At 63.4% G+C, this 20,806-nt stretch carries 21 protein-coding genes; 12 read left to right on the forward strand and 9 right to left on the reverse strand.

Going from position 1 to position 20,806, the window contains the following annotated elements; translation table 11 throughout:
* The first annotated feature begins 16 nt into the window (after positions 1 to 16).
* Entirely contained in the window at positions 17 to 1,744 is a 1,728-nt protein-coding gene (gene ybaL, locus IM784_RS10940; RefSeq protein ID WP_199555356.1) for a YbaL family putative K(+) efflux transporter, read from the forward strand.
* Positions 1,745 to 1,801: 57 nt separating this feature from the next.
* Here the strand turns inward: ybaL and IM784_RS10945 are convergent, their stop codons facing one another.
* From IM784_RS10945 to maiA, 3 genes are read right to left on the reverse strand one after another with little or no spacing between them, the layout of a single operon-like run.
* Positions 1,802 to 2,188 carry a type II toxin-antitoxin system VapC family toxin gene (locus tag IM784_RS10945; RefSeq protein ID WP_328799517.1) on the reverse strand — a complete coding sequence of 129 codons (387 nt, stop codon included), beginning with the start codon at positions 2,186 to 2,188 and terminating at the stop codon, positions 1,802 to 1,804.
* A complete protein-coding gene (locus tag IM784_RS10950; protein ID WP_199555357.1) occupies positions 2,185 to 2,427 on the reverse strand; it encodes a type II toxin-antitoxin system Phd/YefM family antitoxin in 243 nt (80 codons plus the stop codon). Before IM784_RS10950 ends, IM784_RS10945 begins: the two co-directional genes overlap by 4 nt.
* Before the next feature lie 51 nt (positions 2,428 to 2,478).
* Complete coding sequence (gene maiA, locus IM784_RS10955) at positions 2,479 to 3,108, reverse strand: maleylacetoacetate isomerase (RefSeq protein ID WP_199555358.1); 630 nt, start codon at positions 3,106 to 3,108, stop codon at positions 2,479 to 2,481.
* A 309-nt stretch (positions 3,109 to 3,417) separates the two neighbouring features.
* Here maiA and IM784_RS10960 point away from each other — a divergent pair, with 309 nt between their 5' ends.
* Entirely contained in the window at positions 3,418 to 6,069 is a 2,652-nt protein-coding gene (locus IM784_RS10960) for a TonB-dependent receptor plug domain-containing protein (RefSeq protein WP_199555359.1), read from the forward strand.
* Positions 6,070 to 6,179: 110 nt separating this feature from the next.
* Here the strand turns inward: IM784_RS10960 and IM784_RS10965 are convergent, their stop codons facing one another.
* Entirely contained in the window at positions 6,180 to 6,704 is a 525-nt protein-coding gene (locus IM784_RS10965) for a hypothetical protein (protein ID WP_199555360.1), read from the reverse strand.
* Positions 6,705 to 6,982: 278 nt separating this feature from the next.
* Here IM784_RS10965 and IM784_RS10970 point away from each other — a divergent pair, with 278 nt between their 5' ends.
* Together IM784_RS10970 and rho are read left to right on the forward strand one after the other, a co-directional pair.
* Entirely contained in the window at positions 6,983 to 7,849 is an 867-nt protein-coding gene (locus tag IM784_RS10970; protein ID WP_199555361.1) for a hypothetical protein, read from the forward strand.
* Positions 7,850 to 7,973: 124 nt separating this feature from the next.
* The gene (gene rho, locus IM784_RS10975) at positions 7,974 to 9,230 is read left to right on the forward strand and encodes a transcription termination factor Rho (protein ID WP_199555362.1); all 1,257 of its coding nucleotides are present in this window, start codon (positions 7,974 to 7,976) and stop codon (positions 9,228 to 9,230) included.
* Between the two features lie 13 nt (positions 9,231 to 9,243).
* Here the strand turns inward: rho and IM784_RS10980 are convergent, their stop codons facing one another.
* Together IM784_RS10980 and IM784_RS10985 are read right to left on the reverse strand one after the other, a co-directional pair.
* Positions 9,244 to 10,686: a nucleoside phosphorylase-I family protein gene (locus tag IM784_RS10980; protein ID WP_199555363.1), complete on the reverse strand. Its 1,443-nt coding sequence runs from the start codon at positions 10,684 to 10,686 to the stop codon at positions 9,244 to 9,246.
* 20 nt (positions 10,687 to 10,706) lie between these two features.
* A complete protein-coding gene (locus IM784_RS10985; protein WP_199555364.1) occupies positions 10,707 to 11,054 on the reverse strand; it encodes a hypothetical protein in 348 nt (115 codons plus the stop codon).
* A 228-nt stretch (positions 11,055 to 11,282) separates the two neighbouring features.
* Here IM784_RS10985 and IM784_RS10990 point away from each other — a divergent pair, with 228 nt between their 5' ends.
* From IM784_RS10990 to IM784_RS11015, 6 genes are all read left to right on the forward strand, one after another.
* Positions 11,283 to 11,708 (forward strand): hypothetical protein, encoded by a 426-nt coding sequence (locus IM784_RS10990; protein ID WP_199555365.1) that lies wholly within the window; start codon positions 11,283 to 11,285, stop codon positions 11,706 to 11,708.
* 144 nt (positions 11,709 to 11,852) lie between these two features.
* On the forward strand, positions 11,853 to 12,650 hold the full coding sequence (locus IM784_RS10995; RefSeq protein WP_199555366.1) for a DUF2092 domain-containing protein: 798 nt from the start codon (positions 11,853 to 11,855) through the stop codon (positions 12,648 to 12,650).
* 15 nt (positions 12,651 to 12,665) lie between these two features.
* Positions 12,666 to 13,286: a DUF6515 family protein gene (locus IM784_RS11000; protein WP_199555367.1), complete on the forward strand. Its 621-nt coding sequence runs from the start codon at positions 12,666 to 12,668 to the stop codon at positions 13,284 to 13,286.
* Positions 13,287 to 13,688: 402 nt separating this feature from the next.
* Positions 13,689 to 15,410: an amidohydrolase gene (locus IM784_RS11005; protein WP_199555368.1), complete on the forward strand. Its 1,722-nt coding sequence runs from the start codon at positions 13,689 to 13,691 to the stop codon at positions 15,408 to 15,410.
* 90 nt (positions 15,411 to 15,500) lie between these two features.
* Positions 15,501 to 16,289 carry a hypothetical protein gene (locus IM784_RS11010; RefSeq protein ID WP_199555369.1) on the forward strand — a complete coding sequence of 263 codons (789 nt, stop codon included), beginning with the start codon at positions 15,501 to 15,503 and terminating at the stop codon, positions 16,287 to 16,289.
* A gap of 94 nt (positions 16,290 to 16,383) precedes the next feature.
* Entirely contained in the window at positions 16,384 to 17,790 is a 1,407-nt protein-coding gene (locus tag IM784_RS11015) for a M20/M25/M40 family metallo-hydrolase (RefSeq protein WP_199555370.1), read from the forward strand.
* A gap of 276 nt (positions 17,791 to 18,066) precedes the next feature.
* On the opposite strand, the gene IM784_RS11020 is transcribed toward IM784_RS11015, so the two are convergent.
* Positions 18,067 to 18,648: an ImmA/IrrE family metallo-endopeptidase gene (locus IM784_RS11020; protein WP_199555371.1), complete on the reverse strand. Its 582-nt coding sequence runs from the start codon at positions 18,646 to 18,648 to the stop codon at positions 18,067 to 18,069.
* Positions 18,626 to 18,976: a helix-turn-helix domain-containing protein gene (locus tag IM784_RS11025; protein WP_199555372.1), complete on the reverse strand. Its 351-nt coding sequence runs from the start codon at positions 18,974 to 18,976 to the stop codon at positions 18,626 to 18,628. The genes IM784_RS11020 and IM784_RS11025 overlap by 23 nt, the downstream gene beginning before the upstream one ends.
* A gap of 98 nt (positions 18,977 to 19,074) precedes the next feature.
* Between IM784_RS11025 and IM784_RS11030 the strand changes: the two genes are divergently transcribed.
* Positions 19,075 to 19,299 (forward strand): DUF2188 domain-containing protein, encoded by a 225-nt coding sequence (locus tag IM784_RS11030; protein WP_199555373.1) that lies wholly within the window; start codon positions 19,075 to 19,077, stop codon positions 19,297 to 19,299.
* Between the two features lie 72 nt (positions 19,300 to 19,371).
* A complete protein-coding gene (locus tag IM784_RS11035) occupies positions 19,372 to 19,644 on the forward strand; it encodes a hypothetical protein (RefSeq protein WP_199555374.1) in 273 nt (90 codons plus the stop codon).
* 75 nt (positions 19,645 to 19,719) lie between these two features.
* Here the strand turns inward: IM784_RS11035 and IM784_RS11040 are convergent, their stop codons facing one another.
* Positions 19,720 to 20,706, reverse strand: coding sequence for a TerC family protein (locus tag IM784_RS11040; protein ID WP_199555375.1), 987 nt, complete (start codon positions 20,704 to 20,706; stop codon positions 19,720 to 19,722).
* Between the last annotated feature and the right edge of the window lie 100 nt (positions 20,707 to 20,806).

Here is a 20,806-nt window from a genome sequence, read left to right on the forward strand (position 1 = left end):
GTGTCAAAAACCTCATATGCCGCACGACACGCCCCTGATTGCTACCATTGCCGCCGGTCTCGGCCTTGCTTTCCTGTTGGGTCTGATCGCGCATCGGCTGAAGGTGTCGCCGCTGGTGGGCTATCTGCTGGCGGGGATTGCGGTGGGGCCGTTCACGCCCGGGTTCGTCGCCGATCAGGGGATGGCGAACCAGCTTTCCGAGATCGGCGTGATCCTGCTGATGTTTGGCGTGGGGCTGCACTTCTCGCTGAAGGATCTGTTGTCTGTGCGCCATATCGCCATCCCCGGTGCCCTTGTGCAGATGGCGACGGCGACGGCGATGGGCTTCGGGCTTGGGCATGTGTTCGGCTGGGACTGGAAGGCGTCGCTGGTGTTCGGGCTGGCGCTTTCGGTGGCGAGCACGGTGGTGCTGCTGCGGGCGCTGCAGGATCGGCGCATCATGGAGACGGAGCGCGGGCGGATCGCCGTTGGCTGGCTGATCGTCGAGGATCTGGCGATGGTGCTGGCACTGGTGTTGCTTCCGGTGCTGGCGGCTACCGGCGCGAATGCGGCATCGGGCGCGGGGCAGGCGCTGGGTCTGACGCTGGCGAAGATGGTCGGCTTTGTCGTCTTCATGCTGGTGGTGGGCAAGCGGGTGATCCCGATGGTGCTGCACTATGTGGCGCACACGGGTTCGCGCGAGCTGTTCCGGCTGGCGGTGCTGGCAATTGCGCTGGGGGTGGCGTTTTCAGCCGCCTCGCTGTTTGGCGTCTCCTTTGCGCTGGGGGCGTTTTTCGCCGGCATGATCCTGGCGGAATCGCAGCTGAGCCAGCGGGCGGCTGCGGAGACGCTGCCGCTGCGCGATGCCTTTGCCGTGCTGTTCTTTGTCTCGGTGGGCATGCTGTTCGATCCGTTGGTGGTGACGGAGCAGCCGCTGCAGCTGCTGGGGACGGTTGCCGTCATCGTCGTGGGGAAATCGATCATTGCCTTCGTGCTGATCCGGGCCTTCGGGCACACCACGAAGACGGCGCTGACGGTTTCGGCGAGCCTGGCGCAGATCGGTGAATTTTCCTTTATTCTGGCGGCACTTGGCGTTTCTCTGGCAATCTTGCCGCCGGAAGGCCGTGATCTGATCCTGGCCGCCAGCATCATCTCCATCATGCTGAATCCGCTGGTGTTCGGGGCGCTGGGGCCGTTCATTGCAACGCCAGCCGTTTCGGTGCCGCAGGTGGAGGAAACGCAGCCGGATACCGACCTGGTGCCCACGGCGAAATCCGCGCATTCGATCGTGGTGGGGCATGGGCGCGTTGGGAAGGCGCTGGCCGCCGGGCTGACGGCTGCGGGCGAGGCGGTGCTGGTGGTGGATACCTCGGCCGACCGGATTCGCGAGGTGCTGGCGGATGGGACGGAGGGGCTGGTGGGTATCGCCTCGGACCCGGCCGTGCTGCAGGCGGCGGGGATCGGGCGGGCGCGGCATTTGTTTGTCGCCATTCCCAACAGCTTTGAAGCGGGGCAGGTGGTGGAGCAGGCGCGGGCGGCGAACGCCGATCTGGACATCGTGGCGCGGGCGCATTCCGACGAGGAAGTGCTGTATTTGCAGAAGCATGGCGCCAACGGAATCGTGATGGGCGAGCGCGAGCTGGCGCGGGGCATGCTGGACCATGCGCTGACGCCGGAGATCTTCCACGAGGCAGCGGCCGGAGCGGCCGGGAGCGGCGAACGGATGGGGCCACGGGCTTCGGTGGGGGTTGGGGTGGAGGGCTAGTGTCCCTCCAGTTTGCCTGAGAGCGCATTCTGCGCCCTCCTATCGTGTTGATAACATTCAAACCAAATGTACCGGCCCCGGATATTCGGCGACTGTCGCATCCGCCGTCAGCAGTAGCATGCCTTCGATCATGGCCTGCGCTACCAGCAGGCGGTCGAACGGGTCGCGGTGGATTGGGGGCAGGCTGGTCACGCCTGCTGCATGGGCGCTGGTTATGGGCAACTCGGTGTAGCCATTGTCTAGCAGGGCGCGGCGCAGGATGGATGGGTCCACGGCGAAATCCTCGCGGCCGAGGCTGGATTTTATGGCGATTTCCCAGAGGCTGGCGGCGCTGAAATGCAGGATGGATTCCGGGGCACCGATGCGCTCTCGGGCTTGGGCGGACAGCCGGTCGGGGGCGCCGGCAGTCCATAGCAGCAGGTGGGTGTCGAGCAGGAGTTTCAGGGCTTCGTCCCGAACAACTGCTCAATCTCGGCGGCGCCCATGCGGTCGAAATCGTCGGGCACGCGGATCTGCCCCTTCAGGAAACCGATGCGGCGCGGGGCGGCGGCCCGCGGATCGATTGGCACCAGTCTTGCGACCGGCTTTCCCGCCTTGGAAATGACCACCGATTCCCCTTCTGCAACGCGGGCGAGCAGGCGGGAGAAGTGTGTTTTTGCGTCATGGACATTCACGCCGGACATGCGCGGACCATAGTTAGTCCGATCAAATTAGTCCATACCTTAAGGTCGCGGTCAATCCGCGTCTGGCTGCACCTCGGGGCGGGCGTTCTGGAAGGCGGGTAGCTCGGCACAGGCGGCGTTGACCTCGCGGATGCGCGGCAGGGCGGTGAGGTCCACCTTGAAGCGGGCGGCGTTGGTGAGCTGCGGGACGATGAGGATATCGGCGAGCGTCGGCTGGGCGCCGAAGGCGTAGGGGCCGGGGTTGCGCGCGATCCATGTTTCGACGGCGGCCAGGCCGTGGGCGATGGTGTCGTGTGCCCATTGCCGCGCGGTGTCGGCGTTTGTGAGGGTTTCGATGCGCTTCAGCGTGCCGAGGTTCTGGATCGGATGCGTGTCGGCGGCGATGGCGAGGGAGACGGCACGGATCTTCGCGCGGATGAGCGGATCTGCGGGCAGGAAGGCGGGCTGGGGATGGGTTTCCTCCAGCCATTCCAGAATGGCGAGCGACTGGGTGAGGACGGTGCCGTCATCGAGCTCGAGGGCGGGGACCAGCCCCTGCGGGTTCACGGCCTTCCATTCGGGGGACGCCTGCGCGCCGGTGCGCAGGTCCATCGGGACGGCTTCATAAGGCACACCCTTCCAGTTGAGGCCGATACGCACGCGCCAAGCAGCGCCCGAGCGGAAGTAGGTGTAGAGTTTCATGACGAGAGGTTAGCACCCACCCCCACGAGCCGGGCAACAGAAAACGGCCGAAGGCCCGCAAGGCCAACCGGCCGCCCGAGCCAATGCGAGGAACCGGCGCGGAGCGCCGAAGGCAAAACCGGCCGAAGGCCGCAAGGCCGACTGGCCGCCCGCGCTTATTGCGCGGAACCGGCGCGGAGCGCCGCAGGCAAAACTGTAACTATCCTGCAACATTGACCGAAATTCAGAGTTCATTGATCGAACGGTGGTTGCCCTAATGTGGTCAACGGGAAACTCTGTTGCATTGCAGCAGAAAAGAGGTCCGTTCCCATGCGTCTCCATGCTCTTCTTCTCGCCGGTATCGCCCTTCCCGCCGCGCCTGCGCTGGCACAGGAGACGGCCGCCGCCGTTGCAGAGGCCGACACCATCATCGTCACCGGCACCCGCCGGGTGGACCGAACAGTGGCGGATTCGCCGGTGCCGGTGGATGTCGTCAGCCTGACCGCGATCCAGAACAGCGGCACCACCGAAACCGGCCGGGCGCTGCGCGATCTGGTGCCCAGTTTCAGCTTCCCGCAGCCGACCATCACCGACGGCACCGATGTGATCCGTCCCGCCTCGCTGCGCGGACTTGGCCCCGACCAGACGCTGGTGCTGCTGAACGGCAAGCGGCGGCACCTGTCGGCGCTCCTCAACCTGAACGGCTCGCTGGGGCGCGGCAGCCAGGCGGTGGACGTGAACTTCATCCCCTCCTCGGCGCTGAGCCGCGTGGAGGTGCTGCGCGACGGTGCGGCGGCGCAATATGGCTCGGACGCGATAGCCGGGGTCATCAACTTCCAGATGAACGACGCGCGCGAGGGCGGGCGGATTTCGGCGACCTATGGCGCCAATGTCACCGATATCTCCGGCGTGAACCGGATGGGCGACGTGGTGCTGGGATCCAACGGGCTGCCCGTCCTCACGCCCGATGGGGTGCTGACGCTGGAGGATTCGGGCAGGAAGCTGCACCAGACCGATGGCGAAACCCTTACGCTTACCGGCAATATCGGCCTGCCGATTGCCGCCGACGGCTTCCTCAACCTGACGGGCGAGTATCGGAAGCGCGAGGCGACCAAGCGCACCGGCTATGACCGGCGCCAGCAGTATAACGTCGTCGCCAACAACTGGGATGTGCCAAAGGAGCAGGCCTTCGATCGCCGCTCGCACCAGATCGGCGATCCGAAGACCGAAGACTGGATGATCGCCTTCAACGCCGGCGTGCCGCTGGATGACCGGGTGGAAGCCTATGCCTTTGGCACCTATGGCCAGCGCGAGGGCGAGTCCGCCGGATTCTATCGCACCAGCCGCGACAACCGGAACGTCCTTTCCATCTATCCTGATGGCTTCCTGCCGCTGATCGGCTCCAGATCGAAGGATCTTGCCGTCACCGGCGGGCTGAAGGGCGATTTCTCCGGCTGGAGCTGGGATCTTTCGATGGGCTTCGGCCGCAACAAGCTGGATTATACCATCAGGAACACGCTGAACGCCTCGATCGGGCCCGGCAGCAAGACCGAATTCGACGCCGGCGGCCTTACCTATACCCAGTGGATCACCAACCTGGACATCAGCCGCGAACTGGGCTGGTTCGAGCGCACGACGCTGAGCTTCGGCGCGGAGTACCGGCGCGAGACCTTCCAGGTGAGCGCGGGCGAGCCGGACAGCTATCGCTCGGGCGGATCGACGCTGTGCCAGAACAATGCGCAATGGTGCGCGACTGCCTCGGCCAACGCCGGCGCGGCACCGGGCAGCCAGGTGTTCCCCGGCTTCCAGCCGAGCATCGGCGGCGTTTCGGTGACCGGCACCAACGCGCGCGAAAACGTCTCGCTCTATGCCGAGCTCGATGCCGACCTGCTGCCGCTCTGGAACCTGCAGCTGGCCGGCCGCTATGAGAACTATTCCGACTTCGGCAGCGACTGGAACTGGAAGGCGGCCACCCGCCTTGAAATCCTGAGCTGGCTTGCCGCCCGCGGCTCCATCTCCACCGGCTTCCGTGCGCCGGGGATCGCCCAGCAATTCTTTGCCGCCGCCGCCACCAACAATGTGAACGGCGTGCTGCTGGATACGGTGACACTGCCGGTCGACAACCCCGTGGCGCAGGCGCTCGGCTCCACGCCGCTGAAGGCGGAAACCGCAGTCAACTGGTCGGCCGGCTTTACCGCCAACCCGTTTCAGGGGCTGAACTTCACCTTCGACTATTATCAGATCAAGATCGACGACCGCATCGTGCTGACGGAAAACCTCGTCGCCTCGCGCAATGCCGCCGGCCAGCCGACGGGCAGCAACCCCGGCTTCGGCATCGCCCAGATCCTGAACAATGCCGGCTTCAACAGCATCTCGGCCGCCCGCTTCTTCATCAACGGCATCGACACCAAGACCAGCGGCTTCGATGCCATCCTCACCTTCCGCCACGATCTCGCCGGCATGGGCAACCTGCAATGGACCATCGGCTATAACTGGAACAAGACCGATATCACCGGATACGAAGCCACCCCCGGCGCGCTGAACCAGGTGCCGGGCATCGTCCTCTTCGGGCGGCAGGAATCGCTGCGCATCACCGACGGCACGCCCAGCAACAAGATCAACCTGGGCCTCGACTATGATTGGGAATGGCTGGGGGTTACCCTGCGCGGCAACCGCTATGGCAGCCTGACGGCCGCCGGCGCCGATGCGTTCACCGATCTGGAGATCAAGCCGGCGTTCGTGATGGACGCCGAAATCCGCGCGCGGCCCTCTGGCAAGCTGGAAGGCATCGAATTCGCCATCGGCGCCAACAACCTGTTCGATAAATATCCCACCGCGCTGCCCACCGGGCGAGGCGTCGATCCGGCAAACGGCCAGCCCCGCAACTATTCGGCGAACAACTACTTCTTCCCCTTCTCGCCCTACTCCCCGTTCGGGTTCAACGGGCGGTTCGTGTATGGGCGGGTGAGTTATCGGTTCTAGGGGTGAGGTTTGCCTCCGGCGGGGCGGGCTCTGCCCGCCACCCGGCAGGGAAATGATTTCCCTGCACCCTCGGGGTTGCGGCCGGAACGAAGATACGCAGGTCCGGACAGCTAAGCCATGCCTTCGCGACCCTGTTGCACGAGAATCGTATCGATCTCCCGCAAACTCATCTGTTCCGCTCGCCCCTGCCCGATATAGTGGGACAACCGCTCGCAGAAACGGTGATAGGGAGCAGGTTGCGGAACTTCAGAGCGAAATCCCGGCGTCAAAGCTCTCAATCCCGCCCATGACAAAGTATCGAATATCGGAAAGGCATCTGGAGCGTGAAAATGTAGATATTTAGAAGAAAAAGATGCTCTTCCGTGTGCCACATGACCGTGGACGCCAAGAGTCTTGCAGACAATCTGATTCAACATTCCATGAACCTTTACAACAGAGGCCACATCATTAATAAATTGATGCCTCCTACGTTCAGCAATCTCCTCGTCAATCTGATGCCTACAATTATACAAGGATGTCGAAAGCTCGCCCCATCTTCCACCCAATCCGCGAGACACAGAATAGACTCGGGATATGAAAACGAGTTTGTCTTTGACGATCCTCACATCGTCGTGAAGAGGGAATTCATCGCACATTCTATAAAATGCAAGATTTCCAATTCCATGCGCAGCATCAGCTGACTGCGTTTCTCCCGGCACAGCGCCCCCTTTCGAACTACCACTTGGCGCACTAAATCCTTTCCAGTTCGTAGAGTCCACTTAAGTTGGAGGGTGCAGGGAAATCATTGGATGCCTGCCCCGGACCTGATCCGGGGGCTGGGTGCAGGGCAAAGCCCTGCCCGCCGGAGGCGCCCCAAGCTACGTTCCCACCGACGCGCACATGGATTAGGCTCCGCGCAATTGGGGGAGTGGGCATGGTGCGTGTGGTGTGGGTACTCGGCTTGCTGGCGGCTTCCGCGGCGTATTCGGTGCGGGCGCAGGATGTGGAGGCGGAGTTGCTGGCGCTGGAGGATGAGCGGCCGGAGCTGGAGGATGACCAGGAGTTTGGCCCGCCCGAGGCGGTGCCTTCGCGGCCGTGGACTCTGGCGGCCTGGGCGCCGGCGAACTGGCGGTCGAACCGGCGGCTGGTTTCCAACACCGTCGAGAATGGCGTGGCGCTGGAGCCGGAGCTGACGCTGGCGCGGCGCTGGGGCGAGGGGAAGCTGGTGTTCTTTGGCGAGGCGGGGATGTTCCAGTCGGCGATGTTGCCGGATGCGCGGCTGGACATGTCGGGCTGGTGGATTACCGCCGAGCTGGGTGTGGGCAATCCGCGCGAGCAGTGGTCGCCCTATCTCTCCTATGAGCCGCGCGGCCATTATGCGGGGACGTTCGGGGCGCATCTGATGACGTTTCAGGATCTGACCCTGGGGGTCCGGCGCAATGGGGGGCCGTGGGCGCTGAACGCCTTTGTGCGCCGGCGGGAGAGCGACGGACGGGTGGGCGACCGGATGCAGTTCGCGGCGCACGGGCAGTTCACGCAGCCGCTTGGCGAGGGGGTGCGGCTGAACCTGCGCGGGGATGCGGAATATCGAACCTTCGAAGACCATTACGTCGAGGACGGCGAAAGCCAGCGGCGGCGGGATATCCGCGCCCGGCTGCGGACGCGGCTGTTCGTGGCGCTGGATCCGGCGGTGGATCTGGTGCTGACGGCGGATGTGCAGCGACACTGGTCCACGGTGGACCGCTTCCGGATTACCAATGTCGTGATCGGCCCGGCGCTTTCGGCGCGCTTCGGGTTTTAGAATCCGCTTGATTCAACGCCCGGGCGGGCTTACCGCGCGGGACAGGGCCCCGTCCGGCGGCCCCAGCTTTCCGCCAGCGTCTTAGATACCGCCCCGGCGTAGACATATATCCCAGAAAGCACGCATGCATCTCCTTGAACTGAAGAAGAAGACCCCCGCCGAACTGGTCGCCATGGCCGAAGAACTGGGTGTCGAGCAGGCCTCCACGCTGCGCAAGCAGGACCTGCTGTTCGGCATCCTGAAGGCGAAGGCCGAGGCCGGCGAGGAAATCATCGGCAGCGGCACCATCGAGGTGCTCTCCGACGGCTTCGGATTCCTCCGCTCGGCCGAGGCGAACTATCTCGCCGGGCCCGACGACATCTATCTGCAGCCCGGCATGGTGCGCCGCTATGGCATTCGCACCGGCGACACGATCGAGGGCGAGATCCGCGCGCCGAAGGACGGCGAGCGCTATTTCTCGATGACGAAGCTGACGAAGATCAACTTCGACGATCCGGAAGTGCTGCGGCACCGGGTGAACTTCGATAACCTGACGCCGCTCTATCCGAACGAGAAGCTGAACCTCGACAACGCCGACCCGACGAACAAGGACAAGTCGAGCCGCGTCATCGACATCATCAGCCCGCAGGGCAAGGGCCAGCGGGCGCTGATCGTGGCGCCGCCGCGGGTCGGCAAGACCGTGCTTTTGCAGAACATCGCCAAGGCGATTTCGGCGAACCATCCGGAAGTGTATCTGATCGTCCTCCTCATCGACGAACGTCCCGAGGAAGTGACCGACATGCAGCGCTCGGTGCAGGGCGAGGTGATTTCCTCGACCTTCGACGAGCCCGCCGCGCGGCACGTGCAGGTGGCGGAAATGGTGATCGAGAAGGCCAAGCGCCTGGTCGAGCACAAGCGCGACGTGGTGATCCTGCTCGATTCGATCACGCGTCTGGCGCGCGCCTACAACTCGGTGGTGCCGTCTTCGGGCAAGGTGCTGTCGGGCGGGGTCGACGCCAACGCCCTGCAGCGGCCGAAGCGTTTCTTCGGTGCGGCGCGCAACATCGAGGAGGGCGGAAGCCTCTCCATCATCGCCACTGCCCTCATCGATACCGGCAGCCGGATGGACGAGCTGATCTTCGAAGAGTTCAAGGGCACGGGCAACAGCGAAATCGTGCTGGACCGCAAGGTGGCGGACAAGCGCATCTTCCCGGCGATGGACGTGGGCAAGAGCGGCACGCGCAAGGAAGAACTGCTGGTCGACAAGGCCACGCTCAGCAAGATGTGGGTGCTGCGGCGTATCCTGATGCAGATGGGCACCGTGGATGCGATGGAGTTCCTGCTGGACAAGATGAAAGATTCCAAGACCAACGAGGACTTCTTCGGTTCCATGAACCAATAGGCAACGAAATCTCCTATCTGGCGCCTGCGGACGCGGCCAATGCCGCGTCCAGCCCTTTCTTCTTGGCGGGCGGGCTGAACGTGACGCCGAACAGAAAGTAATCGTCGTTCTCGATGCCCTTGCCGGCTACCTTGCCATAGGTTCCGGTCAGCCAGAATTCGTCGGTCACCTTGACGGCAGCGGTTCCCAGGGTCCTCCAATAGCGCTGGTCCTGGGTATCGGGCCCTGCTGCTCCCTTGTCGGTATAGCCGGTCTGGATGCTCCACCGGAAGCGCTCAAGCGAGGGTTCTTCCGGCGCGCTTTCAATGCCGAGGGCTACGGTGACGCTGTCGCTTCTGCCCTGCCGGATGAACAGATCGTCGTAGGCCGTCTCCCCTATCACATAGCGTCCGTGGAAGATCAGTCGGGCCCTGAAGAACTCGCTCTTCCGGTTCAGCACTCCGGAGGAATAGGTAGCCCATAATATCGTTCCGGAGCCACGTAGATTGTGCAGGCGTCCGGGGTCGCCCGTCCAGCGCTGGCCGAAGCCGACGTCCAGGCTTGCGGCCGATGCCAGCCGCCCCGACATCTCGTCATCGCAAGTGGCCAACGCCGCGTTCAAGGAACTTGCCCGGATGGAGCCGAGCCAGGCCCGCTTGCCCTGCAGGCGCGCAGCTTCCACATCGGCGCTTGAAACCAGCTTGCCGGATTTGTTCAGGGCCTGAAGCTGGGCAGGGGTAATGCCCAACCGGGTGAATTCGCCGGCCAAGGGCTTGCTGGTGTCTACGCCCAGCGCGCGGAGCTGCCGCTCTTCGAGTTTCAGCACCGGCGCTGCGGACGCACTGCCTGCTGCCTCCATATCCTCTCTAGCGGCGTCGAACGCCGCCTTCACGCAAACGTCGTAATCACTGTCCAGTAGCGGATCGGACGTCCTGAGCAGCTTGGTGGAAATACCGAGCACGATGCCGGAGGGACTGCTGTTTGTTGAACCCGTATCGGTTGCGGATTCGGTGGCTTCTGTTTCGGCTTCCGCCTTGTCGGCCGACGGCTGCGCCATGCCCGTTCCACTCGTGAAGGCAATCCCAACGGTGCTGCGCATGAGCGCGGCGTCCAGGAATCCTGGACCGGGCCTATTTGCCCCTCCTCGATAGCTTTCCAGGCTGAGATTTCGCGACCCCAGACCCCAGAAGGGAGAGAATTCGATGGCAAGACCCTGGGATGTCGAGTTGTCGCCCAAGGCGCCGCCCAGGATCGAGGCGGCGAACGCCTTCGGGTCCGCAGCGCGCGGGATGTCGTTGCTGGAGCGGCCGATCAGCGCAAAAGGTATCGTTTCGGGGCTGCTGTAGGAAAAGTTGAACAGGCTGGGATCCTTGGCCTTTTCTTCTATCAGGTTGAGCTCGTGCAGGTCCGCTTCGGCCGGCGGATCCTGCTGACCCAGTGCCGGGGCGCTGGCGACCAGGGTTGCCACCAGCAGCAACCGGCGGGAGCGGGCGGGCCTCATTGCTCCAGGTCCAGCGGCAGCATGTCGAGCTCGGCAGAAGCCTGCGAAAATGGCTTGCGGGTGGCTGCGGTCTTGACCCATCCGCCAGTCACGACAAGCGCATTGCCATCTTCATCACGCCCGGCGCCGACATTCGATATCTGATATTCCCACCCCCAGGTTGTAGCCGGTGAGCCAGGAATATGCCGATGTAATGTTTCGATGGTCAGAAGTGTCTGGTCGAAATTGGGAAAGGCGGACAATATCTGGTCAACGACCCATTGTGGAATATTGAACATCCAGATGCCGCTGGCGGGCACCTGCGCGCTGGTGAATCTGGCGAGCACCTGCCGCTGGCTCTTCACCCTGAGAACTACGTCAAACTCGACATAGTTTGGTGCGGTCGACCTGAAACTAAGGGTAACTTGGGCACCGACCATTACACGCCATATGTGTATCAACATTTGCGTATCCCTGCCTGTTGGTTCGGTTGCAGAATGAAGTTCGCAGCACCGAACGTCAGAGGCTAGAATCACGCAAGGTTGGTGATATTTTGCACAAACTGCCGTTGTCAGTTGCCGACACGTTGCGCTGTGAATCGCAGAACCACCGCCTATGATAACAACCGGATAACCGTTTCCGACGGCTGCCGCGCTACCTTTGCCTATGGCTTTGGCAATGTCCGCCCGCAAGCGAGCAGCGGTGACTCCAATGCGCTACCGCAGCCGCCGTTTGCGGCGCTGCCGCCGGCCACCATCGACGCCAATATCCAGATGCTGACGGCCGACCAGCAGCGGACGATGCAGACCTGCCTGTTCGAAGCGGCGCGGCAGACCGGGCTGACCGGCGGCACCGCCATCCGGCTCGACAGTGTCGACTTCATCGAGCAGGGCAGCGGCGGCTGGCGCTTCCGCTTCCGGGCGACCGGCACCTGGCCCAACGGCCAGCGGCAGTATTCGGCCTTCTGCCGGGCAACCCCGGCGCAGATCGTGGAGTTCACCGTTACCCGGCCGGGCTGAAAAAGCCTTCGCTGACGCCGCGTACAGGGTAATTGTCCAATCCGGGACAATTGCCCTGACGCCCTTCGCCTAAGTCTCTGGCAGGCTTGAAGCGCGCCGGTGCTGGCCTATGCTTCCGGTGGGCAAGTTCGAAGGGGAGTCTCCATGACCATTCCGAAGTCAGCCGCGCTTGCGCAAGTGGCGACCGCGGCATTGCTTTTGCTGGCGCTGCCGGCAGCCGCCCAGACCGCGCCGGCGGCGCCCGCCGCGCCGGCCGCCGCACCCGCAGACGTGCTGGATCCCGATGCAGCCGATGCGCTGAACCGCATGGGCGCGGCGCTGCGGGCGCTCAACACCTTCGAAGTGCGGTCGGACGCAACGGTCGAGACGGTGTATGAAGGCAACCACAAGCTGCAGAGCCTGTCGCGCACGACCTACACCGTGCAGCGGCCCGACAAGATGGTGGTGGACATCAAGGGCGACACCACGCACCGCCGCTTCTATTATGACGGCAAGACGATGACCGTCGTCGGCATGAAGATCGGGAAATATGTGAAGTTCCCGGTTTCCGGCACCATCGCCGAAGTGCTTGGCCGCGCGTATGACGAGTTCGGCATCGACTTCCCGTTGCAGGACCTGTTCCGCTGGGGCGATCCTTCCTCTACCGTGGTGCCGCCCGTTGCCGGCTTCCGCGTGGGCGATGCGATGATCGGCGACACCAAGTTGAGCCAGTATTTCTTCCGCCAGCCGGGCGTCGATTTCCAGGTCTGGCTGGAGGACGGCACGCAGGCGCTGCCGCGCAAGATGGTGATCACCAACACCGATGAGCCGGCGCAGCCGCAATATGTCGCCTATTTCACCTGGAATCAGGCGCCGACCATTTCGGCGGACACGTTCACCTTCACGCCGCGCGCGGGCGACCAGCTCGTCGATTTCGGCACCGCCAAGCAGACCGTGAAGTAAGGGAAAGGACAGATCATGCGAAATCTGAAGATCATGGCCCTCGCCCTCGGCGCCTTCGCGCTGGCGATGCCCTCCATGCCGGCAGACGCCCAGAACCGCAGCGGCGACAAGGGAAGCCATGGTGGCGGCGGTCACGCCAAGGCGGGCAAGCCCACCGGCCATGCCAAGACCAGCGCCAACCGGGCTCCCGCGGGCAACTATGCCGGCAATCGCGGCGGCGGCGTTTCCAACAAGAATGCCTACAAGGCCGGCCAGGCCTCTTCCAACCGCAATCCCGGCAACAACCCCAACCGCAACAATGTTAACAGGAAGGGCGGCAACAATGTCGTCGCCGGCAACACGGTGGTGGTGAACGGCAACGGCGGCCGCGGCTATTACGACAATGGCCGGTACTACGACGGCCATTATGACGACGACGACAATGATTTCCTGGAGTTCGTCGGCAAGACGGCGGCCATCACCGCCGGCGCCTCGGTCGTCGCGGCCGTGATCGGATCGAGCACCAACCAGAAGCCCGACGGCTGCCAGCCGGTGAACGCCAACGGCACCAGCTACATGTATTGCAACGGCACCTATTACCAGCAGTCGGGGCCGACCTCGCAGCCGACCTACACGGTGGTGGCGCCGCCGCAATGAGCAGCCGGGCGAAGCTGCTGCTGATCGCCGGCGCGCTCGCCGCGCCGGCGCTGGCAGCGGCTCCGCCCCCACCTCCGCCGCCTCCACCCGCTGCCCAGCAGCGGGTGGTCGTGCCGGGCAACCGCCAGCACTGTCATCGAATACAGCGTGCGCGACGGCCGCTGAGGCGAGAGGCCGGGGCGCTGCGTTCCTCGATCGTCGCCATAGGTCGCGCGGCGATAATCCTCCGAAAAACCGGGATAGCCAGCCGCGCCGCGCGAACACCGTATGCCAGGGCTCCCCATCGCCAATCCTGCGAACGCGGCCCGCCGCATCGCCCATCCGTCCGATTGTGCCGAATGGGGCAATGAGCGACCCCGGATTGTGGTACAGGAGCAGCCAAGTCAGGGGGGAATCTACGCGATGCAGTTCCGGACCACCACAGCGCTCGCCGCTCTTCTTGCCCTGGGCGCGCTCGCCGCCTGCGCACCGGCCGACGGGACCGCAGCCGAAGGCGCCGACCTTATCATCCACGGCGGCCCGATCCTGACGATGGAAGGGGACGCGCCCGCCTATGTCGAGGCGGTGGTGGTGGATGACGGCAAGATCGTCTTTGCCGGTACCGAGGCAGAGGCGATGCAGCTGAAGGCCGGCGGCACCGAGGTGAAGGATCTGGGCGGCAAGCTGATGATGCCCGGATTCATCGATCCGCACAGCCATTTCATCGACAGCCTGTCGCTTGCCGATCGGGTGAATGTGTCTGCGCCGCCGGTCGGGCCGGCCTCCAGTCCGGACGAGATCGTCGCCACGCTGACGGCTGCCGCCAAGGCCCGCGGCCTGAAGCCGGGCGAGCTGTTCGTCGGCTATGGCTATGACGAAAACCTGATGCCCGCCGGCACCTCGCTTTCCCGCGATCTGCTGGACGAGGCCTTCCCCAACAACCCCGTCGTCGTCATCCATGTCTCCATGCACGGGGCGGTGCTGAATTCCGCCGCCTTCAGCCAGTTCGGCTACAAGGACGGGATGCCGACACCTCCGGGCGGTGTGATCCTGCGCAAGGGCGACACGCAGGATCTGGAAGGGCTGGTGATGGAAGCCGCCTATCTGCAGGCCTTCTCGGCCTTGCCGCTTCCGACGCCGGAAACCGAAGTGGCGGCCGCGAAGGCCGGGCAGATGCTCTATGCCGAGGCCGGCATCACCACCGCCCAGGAAGGCGCGACCCACGCCGCGCAGATCGCGCAGCTGCAACGCATCGCCAAGGCCGGCGGCCTCTATATCGACGTCATCGCCTATCCCTTCCTGACCGATATCGACAAGGTGCTGGAAGCCAATCCCGCCGCCAGCTGGGGCAGCTATCGCGATCATCTGAAGATCGGCGGCTGCAAGATCACCGCCGACGGTTCGCCGCAGGGCAAGACCGCCTGGTTCACCACCCCCTATCTGACGGGCGGCCCCTCGGGAGAGAAGGACTGGAAGGGCGAGCCGGGCCTGCCGGTCCCGGCGATGCTGGCCGCGACGAAGAAATGCTATGACAACAAGCTGCAGGTGCTGATCCACGGCAATGGCGACGCGGCGATCGATTTCCTGCTGCAGGCGCATGAGGCGGCCGCCCCCGGCGACCTCTCAGCCGACCGCCGCACGGTGTGCATCCACTGCCAGTTCGTCCGCCCCGATCAGCTGCAGAAGCTGAAGGCATATAATATCATCCCGGCGCTCTTCACCGATCACAGCTTCTTCTTTGCCGATACCCACATCCTCAATCGCGGCCTGAAGCAGACCAGCTTCATCAGCCCGATGAAGAGCGCCATCGCGCTGGGCCTGCGCCCCACCAACCACACCGACGCCTTTGTCGTCCCGATCGACCAGATGATGACCGTGTGGACCGCCGTCAACCGCACCTCGCGCAAGGGCGTGGCGATCGGCCCGGACGAGCGCATCACCCCCTATCAGGCGCTGCAGGCGATCACCGTCAACGCGGCGCACCAGTATCGGGAGGAAGATTCCAAGGGCAGCATCCGCCGCGGCAAGCGCGCCGATCTGGTGGTCCTGTCGGCGGATCCGAACAAGGTCGCGCGTGAAGACATCAAGGATATCAAGGTGGTGGAGACCATCAAGGACGGAAAGACGATCTTCCCGGCCAGCTGAAGCAGCAAGCCGCTGATTGTTCGTGCCGCAGCAATGGTATAGCGTCCGCCAGTCGGAAGCCAGGCGGGCCAGCAGGGAAGGCCAGGACTGATGCGCATCACAGCCTTTTTCATGCTCCTCGGGGCGGCGGCTGCGCCTGCTGCCGCGCAGGAAAGCGATGAAGACATCGCCAAGAAGCTGACCAACCCGGTGGCCAGCATGATTTCGGTGCCGCTGCAGAATAACTTCGACTGGGGCTATGGCGCCGACGGTTCGGGCCATCGCTACCAGCTGAATGTGCAACCGGTGGTGCCGATCAAGCTCAGCGCCAACTGGAACATGATCTCGCGCACCATCCTGCCCATCATCTCGCAGCGCAATGTGACGGGCAAGGGCATCGGCCAGACCGGGCTGGGCGATATCACGCAGAGCCTGTTCTTCACCCCGGCCGAGCCGAAGAACGGGCTGATCTGGGCCGTCGGCCCGGCCTTCCTGATCCCCACCGGCACCGATCGCGCGCTGGGCACCGGCAAATGGGGCGCTGGCCCCACGGCGCTGGTGCTGAAGATGGCCGGGCAGAACAGCTATGGCTTCCTCACCAACCAGATCTGGTCGTTCGCCGGCTCGGACAGCCGCAGCGATGTGTCCTCGCTGTTCATCCAGCCCTTCTTCAGCCACACGACGGCAAAGGCGACGACCTACACGATCAACAGCGAGACCAGCTATGACTGGAAGGGCGGCAACTGGGTGGTGCCGGTAAACCTGATGGTGAGCCAGCTGACCAAGGTGGGCAAGCAGCCGATCTCTGTCGGCGGCGGGGTCAAATATTATCTGGAAAGCCCGACGGGCGGCCCGGACTGGGGCGTGCGGCTGGTAGTGACGCTGGTGTTCCCGGAATAGGACGCGGCACCGCTGCCGCCGGGCTGAACAGGCGGAGGCGCGCCTCTCCACATTGCGGTTGCACGGCCATCACGGCCCCGCCACAGTCGCGCCCATGCAGAAAATCGTCGCAACCGCCGCCCTTCTGGTCTCCACTGCCATAGCCGCCCCGGTCGCCACCCAGGCCGACCCGGGCGAGGCCGCCTTCCGCGCGCTCTACAAGGAGCTGGTGGAGACCAACACGACGCTCAGCGTCGGGGATTGCACCAAGGCCGCCACGCAGGTCGCCGCCCGGCTGAAGGCCGCCGGCTTTCCCGACAGCGACCTGCATGTGCTGGTTGCCCCCGAGCATCCGCGCGAAGGCAATCTTGTCGCCGTCCTGCCCGGCAAAAACCCGAAGCTGAAGCCGATCCTGATGCTGGCGCATATCGACGTGGTGGAGGCAAAGCGCGAGGACTGGACGCGCGATCCCTTCACCCTGATCGAGGAAAACGGCGTCTTCTACGGGCGCGGCGTTTCCGACGACAAGGCGCAGGCCGCGATCTATTCCGACACGATGATCCGGCTGAAATCGCAGCCGCAGCTGAAGCGCACGGTGAAGCTGGCGCTCACCTGCGGCGAGGAATCCGCCGGCGCGCTGAACGGCGCCGAATGGCTGGCGAAAAACCACCGCGCCCTCATCGACGCCGAATTCGCCATGAACGAAGGCGGCGGCGGTCGCCTCAAGCCCGACGGCACGCCTGAATCGCTTTCCATGCAGGTGGGCGAGAAACATTATCAGGACTTCATCATCCAGACGATAAACCCCGGCGGCCACTCCAGCCGCCCGGAACCGGCGAACGCCATCTACAGCCTCGCCTCCGCGCTGAAATCGGTGCAGGGCCATAGCTTCCCGGTGGTGCTGAACGACACCACCAGGGGCTTCTTCCAGCAGATGGCCGCGACCACGCCGGACCCCGGCATGGCCGCCGCGATGAAAGCCATCGCCGCCAACCCGGCCGATGCCGCCGCCGCCGCGAAACTCTCCACCGATCCCTCCTGGTCCGCGATGCTGCGCACCACCTGCGTCGCCACCATGGCAAATGCCGGCCACGCCCCCAACGCCCTGCCGCAACGCGCCGCCGCCAACATCAACTGCCGCATCATCCCGGGCGAAACGGTGGAAGGCACGAAGGCCGCGCTGGTGGCGGCGATCAACGACCCGGCCGTGACGGTCACGGCCCTGCCCACCCGCAACAGCGTCGCCAAACAACCGCCGATGACCGAACGCGTGATGAAACCGGCGCGCGAGCTGGGGGTGAAACACTTCGGCAAGGTGCCCTTCATCCCCACCATGAGCACCGGCGCCACCGACGGCCCCTTCCTCGCCGCCGCAGGCATCCCGGTCTATGGCGTGCCGGGCATGCTGCACTATGCCGAAGGCAGCCGCGCGCACGGACTGAACGAGAATATCCCGGTGGCGTCAGTCATGAAAGGCCGGGCCTATCTGTACAATTTGCTGAAGGCTTACGCGAACGAGTAGTGGGTTTTGCCTTCGGCGGGGCGGGCTCTGCCCGCCACCCGGCAGGGAAATGATTTCCCTGCACCCTCTATAGTTGACTTATGTTTATGCGGTCAGGCGGGGTCTCGGCATAATTTCGATCGCGCTGGGCCGCATTTCGCTGAAATGCTGTTATGTTGAAGCTCGGAGGCATAGCTCAAAAGTAGTCACCAGTTATAGCAATTGTGGCGGCCGAATAAGGACAAATTGAAAATTTCTTAACGGCCGATACATCAATTCACGGTGCTGATTCAGTTATCATGCTGCCTTTAGAGTGCGGCGCCGTGCGCCAGTTACGTTGAGCCGCATCCGAATCAATTGAGTGCTAACACCATACTCGCTAGCGGCGCTACTCAGAGGAAGGCGGCGTTTAGCAATTGATACGGCTGCTTCGTCTGAAACTAGCAAGGCTGGGCCGAACCAATTAGCCTCTTCTTCCATTGTCGCGTCGAAATGGCGTTTGCCATTCTCGCCACACAATGGATGAGAGGGATGCATAAGCAAAAGATGGCTCAATTCATGCATGATGTTCGCAGCACACCGCCCAAGCGAATGCCCGTCGTTATAGACGATGACACGCTGTAAGCCAACACAGACAGTGATGGCCGAAAACTCGCTCTTCCCCGCCTCGCTGGTAAGGTAACGTACTGCGTTAGGGTGCTGTTCTTGAAATGCTGACAGCTTTACAACTAGAACTCCTAGGTGGCTTGCGGTCAGAAATGGACACAAGGCTGCATCAGCGGCGAGGCCAAGTTCCGCGCGAATTTCGCGGGACGTGGTGTTCGCTTCGGTCTTGAAGCCTCGCCGCAATGTCATCCTACTTCTTCCGGAACTGTTCATAGGTGACGTAGAGAATTGCTTCCAAGGCTTTGGCTCCTTCGTCACTGAGGTTTGGATCGGCCCGTAGAAAGGCTGTCACCTTGGCAAGGGATTCGGTGGGAGCGGCTGGAGCATTACTCGTATAGAAGGCGTCGGTATCAAGGCCTGCCCAATGCGATAATGCCCCTAAGCTGTCTACATCAGGCCGCTTGCCTTGTGACAGGCGGGTCAAAGTTGACGCACTGACCTGTGCTTCGTCGGCTACCTTGCGCCACGTCATACCTCGAGCCCGTCGGGTGCTATCCAGAGCAGCCACAAACTTTTCCCCATCAAACTGAACGATTGTCACCGTTTGACTCTTGCAATTCCGTTCGACATGCGCGATCTCCCTTTTTGCGTTGCAGACTCGCAACGCCTCGTCACTAACAGAACAAGGAAGCCCAGCCAATGGCAGGCAAAAATCAACATGTTGTACCCCACTCGGAAGGCTGGGCAGTTCGTGGTGCCGGCAATAGCCGGGTATCGTCGATCCATTCGACTCAGGCCGAAGCGGCGCAGGCGGCACGTGACAGTGCGCAACGTCAGCACAGCGAGGTTCTGATCCACGGTCGGAACGGTCAAATTCGCGAACGTGACAGCTATGGTAACGACCCCTTCCCGCCGAAGGGGTAAATCAGGGCGGGCCGCGTTCGGTGACGGCGCGGCCTACTTGTCGATAGGGGAACAATAATAGGGAGCAATAGAATGATTAAGGGGTTGGATGCCTTCACTCGCCAACTGGCCGAGGCAGGTAAAGCGGCGGCCGTACTTGATGGCAACATAGTGTCGTTGAACTTCGATCCAGCGGACGCACGAAGCATACAAAAGGCCATCCACCATATGGAGCGCGCGGTCGACGCTAAAGTTGGCCGCTATCGCAACAACCCGCTTGTCGCCGACATGGTGAAGCAGGCCAAAGCGCAGTTCCGAGAGGCCATAAGAAGGAAGGCTCGCGAGGCGAACGTGCGCGCCAGTTGAATAGTCTTCGAGGGTGCAGGGAAATCATTTCCCTGCCGGGTGGCGGGCAGAGCCCGCCCCGCCGGAGGCTAAGCCCTACCCCTTTGACAACTCCCCCTCGCCGCGCGTTTTCCACAGCGACCACCCCACGCCGCCGGCCAGGATGGCGAAGCTGATGGAGAGGCTCCACACCGCCGGGAACTTGCCGCCTTCGAAGGCGAGAAGGTCGCCCAGGAAGATCTTGGAGCCGATGAAGACCAGCAGCAGCGAGAGGGCGTATTTCAGATAGTGGAAGCGGTGCACCATCGCCGCCAGCGCGAAATACAAGGCGCGCAGGCCGAGGATGGCGAAGATGTTGGAGGTGTAGACGATGAACGGATCGGTGGTGATGGCAAAGATCGCCGGCACCGAATCCACCGCGAAGACAAGGTCCATGAACTCGACCATGACGAGGGCGAGGAAAAGGGGGGTTACCCAGGTTACGACCTTCCCCGTGGCATCGGCCTGTTTCACGAAGAAGCGGTTGCCGTGCAGCTCGCTGGTCACGTTCAGGTGGCGGCGCACCCATTTCAGCACCGGGGAGTTGGCGATGTCGGGCTCGGTTTCGGCCATGCGCCACATCTGGATCCCGGTGTAGATGAGGAAGGCGGCGAAGACATAGAGCACCCAGTGGAGCTCGCTGACGAGGGCAGCGCCGGCGCCGATCATCAGGCCGCGCAGCACGATGACGCCGAGGATGCCCCAGAACAGCACCCGGTGCTGGTAGAGGCGGGGAATTGCGAGCGTCGAGAAGATCATGGCGATGACGAAGACATTGTCCATCGCCAGGCTTTTCTCGACGACGAAGCCGGTGACATATTCGGTGGCGGCCTGCTGGCCCAGTTGCCACCAGACGAAGCCGCCGAAGCCGAGACCGAGCGTGATGTAGCCGGCGGAGAGCCAGAGGCTTTCCTTGACACCGATTTCCTTTTCCTCGCGGTGGAGGACGCCGAGATCGAGCGTCAGCAGCAGGGCGACGGCGCCGAAGAACGCCGTCCACATCCAGATGGGCGTGCCCAGCCAGTCGTTCAGAAAAATGTCCATAACCCCTCACAGGTTCGCAAAAATGACGCCGCGTCCGCGCCGATAGATCGCGCGGTTCCGACATCGCCGTGCGCGCCCGCACGGCCAGAGGGGCCCGGAA

Origin of the sequence: Sandaracinobacteroides hominis (assembly GCF_016464365.1) — a bacterium.
GTDB lineage: Bacteria > Pseudomonadota > Alphaproteobacteria > Sphingomonadales > Sphingomonadaceae > Sandaracinobacteroides > Sandaracinobacteroides hominis.

Bases quoted from the DNA above. Each gene is read 5' to 3' on its own strand.
- rho (WP_199555362.1), top strand. From the start codon at position 7,974: ATGCATCTCCTTGAACTGAAGAAGAAGACCCCCGCCGAACTGGTCGCC.
- ybaL (WP_199555356.1), top strand. From the start codon at position 17: ATGCCGCACGACACGCCCCTGATTGCTACCATTGCCGCCGGTCTCGGC.
- IM784_RS11000 (WP_199555367.1), top strand. From the start codon at position 12,666: ATGCGAAATCTGAAGATCATGGCCCTCGCCCTCGGCGCCTTCGCGCTG.
- IM784_RS11040 (WP_199555375.1), bottom strand. From the start codon at position 20,706: ATGGACATTTTTCTGAACGACTGGCTGGGCACGCCCATCTGGATGTGG.
- IM784_RS10970 (WP_199555361.1), top strand. From the start codon at position 6,983: ATGGTGCGTGTGGTGTGGGTACTCGGCTTGCTGGCGGCTTCCGCGGCG.
- maiA (WP_199555358.1), bottom strand. From the start codon at position 3,108: ATGAAACTCTACACCTACTTCCGCTCGGGCGCTGCTTGGCGCGTGCGT.
- IM784_RS11035 (WP_199555374.1), top strand. From the start codon at position 19,372: ATGATTAAGGGGTTGGATGCCTTCACTCGCCAACTGGCCGAGGCAGGT.
- IM784_RS10965 (WP_199555360.1), bottom strand. From the start codon at position 6,704: ATGTGCGATGAATTCCCTCTTCACGACGATGTGAGGATCGTCAAAGAC.
- IM784_RS11010 (WP_199555369.1), top strand. From the start codon at position 15,501: ATGCGCATCACAGCCTTTTTCATGCTCCTCGGGGCGGCGGCTGCGCCT.
- IM784_RS10995 (WP_199555366.1), top strand. From the start codon at position 11,853: ATGACCATTCCGAAGTCAGCCGCGCTTGCGCAAGTGGCGACCGCGGCA.
- IM784_RS10960 (WP_199555359.1), top strand. From the start codon at position 3,418: ATGCGTCTCCATGCTCTTCTTCTCGCCGGTATCGCCCTTCCCGCCGCG.
- IM784_RS11030 (WP_199555373.1), top strand. From the start codon at position 19,075: ATGGCAGGCAAAAATCAACATGTTGTACCCCACTCGGAAGGCTGGGCA.
- IM784_RS11015 (WP_199555370.1), top strand. From the start codon at position 16,384: ATGCAGAAAATCGTCGCAACCGCCGCCCTTCTGGTCTCCACTGCCATA.
- IM784_RS11020 (WP_199555371.1), bottom strand. From the start codon at position 18,648: ATGAACAGTTCCGGAAGAAGTAGGATGACATTGCGGCGAGGCTTCAAG.
- IM784_RS10950 (WP_199555357.1), bottom strand. From the start codon at position 2,427: ATGTCCGGCGTGAATGTCCATGACGCAAAAACACACTTCTCCCGCCTG.
- IM784_RS11005 (WP_199555368.1), top strand. From the start codon at position 13,689: ATGCAGTTCCGGACCACCACAGCGCTCGCCGCTCTTCTTGCCCTGGGC.